The organism is Methylibium sp., assembly GCF_013817365.1.
GTDB lineage: Bacteria > Pseudomonadota > Gammaproteobacteria > Burkholderiales > Burkholderiaceae_C > Methylibium.
On sequence record NZ_JACDCU010000274.1, the window covers coordinates 1 to 5765 of the forward strand.

3 protein-coding genes are annotated in these 5765 nt (G+C 68.0%); all 3 read left to right on the plus strand.

The annotated features are described in order from the left end of the window. The first annotated feature begins 215 nt into the window (after nucleotides 1-215). The 3 genes from H0W38_RS15350 (at nucleotide 216) to H0W38_RS15360 (ending at nucleotide 5585) form a co-directional block, all read left to right on the plus strand. Complete coding sequence (locus tag H0W38_RS15350; protein WP_292455595.1) at nucleotides 216-3422, plus strand: efflux RND transporter permease subunit; 3207 nt, start codon at nucleotides 216-218, stop codon at nucleotides 3420-3422. 62 nt (nucleotides 3423-3484) lie between these two features. Then, nucleotides 3485-4138 (plus strand): protein-L-isoaspartate O-methyltransferase, encoded by a 654-nt coding sequence (locus tag H0W38_RS15355; RefSeq protein WP_292455597.1) that lies wholly within the window; start codon nucleotides 3485-3487, stop codon nucleotides 4136-4138. Nucleotides 4139-4223: 85 nt separating this feature from the next. Further along, nucleotides 4224-5585: a TolC family outer membrane protein gene (locus tag H0W38_RS15360; RefSeq protein ID WP_292455598.1), complete on the plus strand. Its 1362-nt coding sequence runs from the start codon at nucleotides 4224-4226 to the stop codon at nucleotides 5583-5585. The last annotated feature ends 180 nt before the right edge of the window (nucleotides 5586-5765 follow it).

The following is a 5765-nucleotide window of genomic DNA, read 5'->3' on the forward strand; positions in this document are numbered from 1 at the left end:
GAGCAGCACAGCGCAGTCGCCGCGCAGCGGCGACTGCCGCACCGGCGCGCCGCCGCACACCCGCCCACGGCTTTGCCCGCGCCGAGCGTTCGCACGACCGTCAGCCGAACCTCCGCAACGGGCCGATTCCCGACCCTCTCCTATAAGCGGGAGAGCGAGCCACTCGTCAAATACCGGAGCAGCGGCCGCTCGATGTGAGCGGAACACGCAACGCCATGTGGTTCACCCGCCTTTCGATCGGCAACCCGGTCATGGCCACGATGGTCATGCTGGCCTTCGTGGTGCTGGGCCTGTTCAGCTACCAGCGCTTGGCCGTCGATCAGTTTCCCGACATCGATTTTCCGACCGTGGTGGTGCAGATCGAATACCCCGGCGCCTCGCCCGAAATCGTCGAGAGCGAAGTCACCCGAAAGATCGAGGAGGCGGTCAACACCGTCGCCGGCATCAACGCGCTGCATTCGCGCTCCTATGAAGGCAGCGCGATCGTCATCGTGGAGTTCAACCTCGACATCGACGGCCGCCAAGCCGCGGAAGACGTTCGCGAGAAGGTCGCGCTGATCCGCCCGCTCCTGCGCGACGAGGTGGAGGAGCCGCGCATCGCCCGCTTCGACCCGGCCAGCCAGCCGATCTTCAACGTCGCGGTGCTGTCGGACGACGGCCGCCACAGCACGCAGGAGCTCACCACGTGGGCCACGCAAGTGCTGCAAAAGCGGCTGGAAAACGTGCGCGGCGTGGGTGCGGTGTCGGTGATCGGGGGGCGCGAGCGGGAGATCAACGTTTACTTGAAACCGGCCGCGCTAGAGACCTACGGCATCAGCGTTGCGCAGGTGCTCGCCGCCGTGAAAAGCGAGAACCAGGAACTGCCGCTCGGCGCCATCCGCTCGCGCGAGCAGGAGCGCGTGGTGCAGATCAACGCACGGCTGAAGACGCCGCAGGACTTCCGCGACATCGTCGTCGCGCGCCGGGCCGCGCTGCCGGGCGCGGGCGGCGGCGAGACGGGCGGCGCGCCAATCCGGCTGTGGCAGCTCGCCGACGTGGTCGATGGCCCGCAGGAGCTGGAGACGCTGGCGCTCTACAACGGCCAGCGCACGGTGCTGCTGTCGGTGCAGAAGTCGCAGGGCGAGAACACCATCGCCGTGGTCGACGGCCTGAAGATCGCGCTGGCAGGGGCTGCGGACGTGACGCCGCCGGGCGTGCGCACGGAGATCAACCGCGACAACTCGCGCTCCATCCGAACCTCGGTCGCCAACGTCAAGCGCACGCTGATCGAAGGTGCGCTGCTCACCATCGGCATCGTGTTCCTGTTCCTCAACTCCTGGCGCTCCACCGTCATCACGGGTCTCACGTTGCCGATCGCGCTGATCGGCAGCTTCGGCGTCATGCACGCCTTCGGCTTCACCATCAACACCATCACCATGATGGCGCTGAGCCTGTGCGTAGGCCTGCTGATCGACGACGCCATCGTCGTGCGCGAGAACATCGTGCGCCATGTGCAGATGGGCAAGGGCGCGCGCCGGGCGGCGCTCGACGGCACGCAGGAGATCGGGCTGGCGGTGCTGGCCACCACGCTGTCCATCGTTGCGGTGTTCCTGCCGATCGGCTTCATGGGCGGCATCGTCGGCAAGTTCTTCCACGAGTTCGGCATCACCATCGTGGCCGCCGTGCTGATCTCCATGTTCGTCAGCTTCACGCTCGACCCGATGCTCTCCAGCGTGTGGCACGACCCGCAGGCCGAGCGGCAGCCCGGCGCGCACCGCGACAAGCCGGTGACGCTGTACGACCGCACGCTGGGCCGCGTCACGGGTCAGTTCGAGCGCTTCACCGACTGGCTGGGCGATCGCTACCAGTCCATCCTGCGCTGGTCGCTGGTTCACAAGCTGGCCACCCTCGCCATCGCGCTTGCGACCTTCCTTGCGAGCTTTTTCATCGTGCCGCTGCTCGGCGCCGAGTTCGTGCCCAAGGCCGACTTCTCCGAGACGCAGATCAACTTCCACACCCCCGTCGGTTCCTCGCTCGAACTCACCGAGCAGCGCGCCCGCCAGGTCGACGCGGTGCTGCGCGAACTGCCCGAGGTGCGGCACACCGTCACCACCATCAACAGCGGCCAGGCGCTGGGCCCGATCTACGGCTCGGTCTATGTGCGGCTGGTCGATCGCGCGCAGCGCGAACGAGGCGTGGACGAGATCGGCACCGTGCTGCGCGAGCGGCTCGCGAGCATTCCGGGCATCACCGTCACCAACCTCGGCGTCACCGACATGGGTGGGGGCAAGAGCCTGCAGTTCTCGATCCAGGGTGACGATCTGGGCGAGCTGGAACGGCTTTCGCAGCTCATCATGGCGCGGCTGCGCGACATTCCCGGCCTCGTCGATCTGGACACCACGCTCAAACCGAACAAGCCCACCGTGGCCATCGACGTGAAGCGCGACGCCGCGGCCGACGCCGGCCTCAACGTCGATTCTTTGGCCGCCAGCCTGCGCACCCTGTTGGCCGGCACGACGGTCGGCAACTGGCGCGCGCCCGATGGCGAGAACTACGACGTCAACGTGCGCCTCGCGCCTGAGAGCCGCACGCAGCTCGCCGACATTTCCCGGCTGCCGCTGGCGGTGAGTGCGTCGTCCGACGGCTCGCCGCGCATCGTGCGGCTCGCGCAGGTGGCCGACGTGCGGCCCTCCACCGGCCCCAACCAGATCAACCGCCGCGACCTCAACCGCGAGATCAACATCGACGCGAACGCCCTCGGTCGCAGCGCGGGCGACGTCTCGGCCGACATCCGCCGCGTGCTCGAGACCACGCCCTTCCCGCCCGGCTACCGCTACAGCTTCGGCGGCTCGACCAAGAACATGAACGAATCGTTCAGCTACGCCATCGGCGCGTTGGGGCTGGCGGTGGTGTTCATCTACATGATCCTGGCCAGCCAGTTCAGGAGCTTCCTGCAGCCGCTGGCGCTGATGAGCTCGCTGCCACTCACCCTCATCGGCGTGGTGCTGGCGCTGCTGGCCTTCGGCTCCACGCTCAACATGTTCAGCATCATCGGCATCGTCATGCTGATGGGGTTGGTGACCAAGAACGCGATCCTGCTGGTCGACTTCGCCATCCGCTCGCGCGCGGGCTCGCCCGGCGAGGCGCCCATGAACCGCGAAGACGCCCTGCTGCACGCCGCCCGCGTGCGGCTGCGTCCGATCCTCATGACGACGCTGGCGATGATCTTCGGCATGCTGCCCCTGGCCCTGGCCATCACCGAAGGCTCGGAGCAGCGCGCCCCGATGGGCCAGGCCGTGATCGGCGGCGTGATCACCTCATCGCTGCTCACGCTGGTGGTCGTTCCCGTGATCTATTGCTACCTCGACGATCTGGCCGCCTGGGCGCGGCGACGCCGGCGCGGGCCGGCCCGAGGGGGCGAAATAGAATCCATCTCCCCATGAAAACTGCCGAGAACCCTCACCTTGCGCCCATTGCTCCCGCGCCGATTTCGTTCGCTGCTTCCATGAACGTCGAACAAGCCCGCTTCAACATGATCGAGCAGCAGATCCGCCCCTGGGACGTGCTCGATGCGTCGGTACTGTCGCTGCTGGCAATCGTCAAGCGCGAAGACTTCGTGCTGGAAGAACACCGCGCGCTGGCCTTCATGGACATGGAGCTTCCGCTGCCCGAAGGCCAGCAGATGCTCGCCCCCAAACTCGAAGCACGGCTGCTGCAGGAGCTCGCCGTGCGCAAGCACGAGCGCGCACTGGAGATCGGTGCCGGCTCCGGCCACATGGCCGCCCTGCTGGCGCATCAGGCCAGGCAGGTGCTCAGCCTGGAAATCCGCCCGGCGCTCGCCGAACTGGCCGCACACAACCTGGGGCGCGCCGGCGTGCACAACGCCGAAGTGCGCACGGCCGACGGCGCGCAGGGTTTGCCCGGCGAGGCACCGTTCGACGTGATCCTGCTGTCGGGCTCGGTCGCCGCCGTGCCGAAGTCGCTGCTGATGCAGCTGGCGCCGGGCGGCCGGCTCGCGGCCATCGTCGGTCAGCAGCCGATCATGCGGGCGATGCTTTACACGCGCAGCGCGGCGGCGGCCTTCCATTCGGTCGAACTCTTCGACACCGTGGCACCTCGGCTCGACGGCTTCGCGGAACCGTCGAAGTTCACGTTCTGAGCGCGCGCACAGCCTGCGCCTGTGCGCCGAGCCGCTCCGTCGGCGGCACCATTCCACCCGATCCAAAGCAGCAAAGGAAAGCTTCATGTCCCAGTGCCCCGTGCGACGCCGCAAGCCTTTGAGTCGTCGGCGCACGGCGCCGCGCCGGGGGCTGCTTGCCCTTGCCGCCGGCTTGCTCATGGCCTGCAGCAGCTTGCAGGCGCAAAGCCTCGCGCAGCTCTACGAAGCAGCGCGCGGCTACGACGCCACCTACTTGGCCGCACGTGCGCAGGCCGACTCGGCGCAGTACCGGTACGAACAGATCAAGGCACTGAATCGGCCCAGCGCCAATCTCTCGGCCAGTGCCACGCGCAGCGAGACCGACACTCCGGTGATCGGCCGCAGCTCGGGCAACGACGGCAGCGCGCAGATATCGGCACTTCAGCCGCTCTTCAACCGCACCAACGACGCCGTCATCAACCAGGCCGAGCGGGTATTCGTCGCCTCGATGTCCGAACTGGAGGCCGCCGAACAGGAGCTGATCCTGCGCGTGACCCAGGCGTACTTCGACGTGCTGGCCGCGCAGGACGCGCTGGAAACCACCCGCGCCAACAAGACGGCGATCGCCGAACAGCTCGCCTCGGCCAAGCGCAATTTCGAAGTCGGCACCGCCACCATCACTGACACCCGCGAGGCGCAGGCGCGTTTCGACCTGGCGGTGGCGCAGGAGATCGTGGCCGAGAACACCCTGCGCAACACGCGCATCGCGCTCGACCAGCTGTTCGGCCGTGCCGACATCGAGCCGCGCCCACTGCAGGTGCCCGTGCGGCTGACAACGCTCGAGCCGCGCCCGCTTGAGCAATGGGTGGCGGAGGCCGAAGATTCGCCGGCCGTGCGCCAGGCTCGCCTCGCCTACGACGTGGCGCAACTCGAAACAGAGCGCGCGCGCGCCGGGCATCTGCCCACGGTCGACCTGATCGGCGGCGTCGGCACGAGCCGCACCTCGGCGCGGCGCGCCACCACCCTGGAAGGCACCAGCACCCAGGCCCAGATCGGCTTGCAGCTCAACTTGCCGCTCTTCGCCGGCTACTCGATTCAGAACCGCGTCAAGGAAACGCTCGCCCTCGAGGAGAGTTCGCTCAACCAGCTGCAGGCCACCCGCCGCAGCGTGGACCAGACGACGCGGCAGGCCTTTTTCGCCGTGCAATCGGGCGAGGCGATGGTGCGCGCGCTCGAAGCCGCCGAGGCCTCCAACCAGCTCGCCCTGGAGGCCACGCAGCTCGGCTACAAGGTCGGCGTGCGCGTCAACCTCGACGTGCTCAACGCACAGACCCAGCTCTTCACCACCCGGCGCGATCTGCAGCGCGCGCGCTACGACGCCATCGTCAACAGTTTGCGGCTGCGCCAGGCGGCGGGCGTGCTGGATGAGCAGGATGTCGCGGGTGTGAACCGGCTGCTGGTGCCCTGATACCAAGTCGCGTTCGATCGGCTAAAGAACGCTGTGATCGATCCAGCCCCGCATTGGTCGGCAATCGGTCCATTGCGGGCCTTTGGCTGATAGCCGTGCGAGCGCTCGGCGGGAGCAAAGCCGTGGGCGGGTGTGCGGCGGCGCGCCGGTGCGGCGGTCGGCCCGCAGGGCCGACTGCGC

Coding starts and splice junctions, on each gene's coding strand:
- H0W38_RS15350 (WP_292455595.1), top strand. CDS start 216: ATGTGGTTCACCCGCCTTTCGATCGGCAACCCGGTCATGGCCACGATG.
- H0W38_RS15355 (WP_292455597.1), top strand. CDS start 3,485: ATGAACGTCGAACAAGCCCGCTTCAACATGATCGAGCAGCAGATCCGC.
- H0W38_RS15360 (WP_292455598.1), top strand. CDS start 4,224: ATGTCCCAGTGCCCCGTGCGACGCCGCAAGCCTTTGAGTCGTCGGCGC.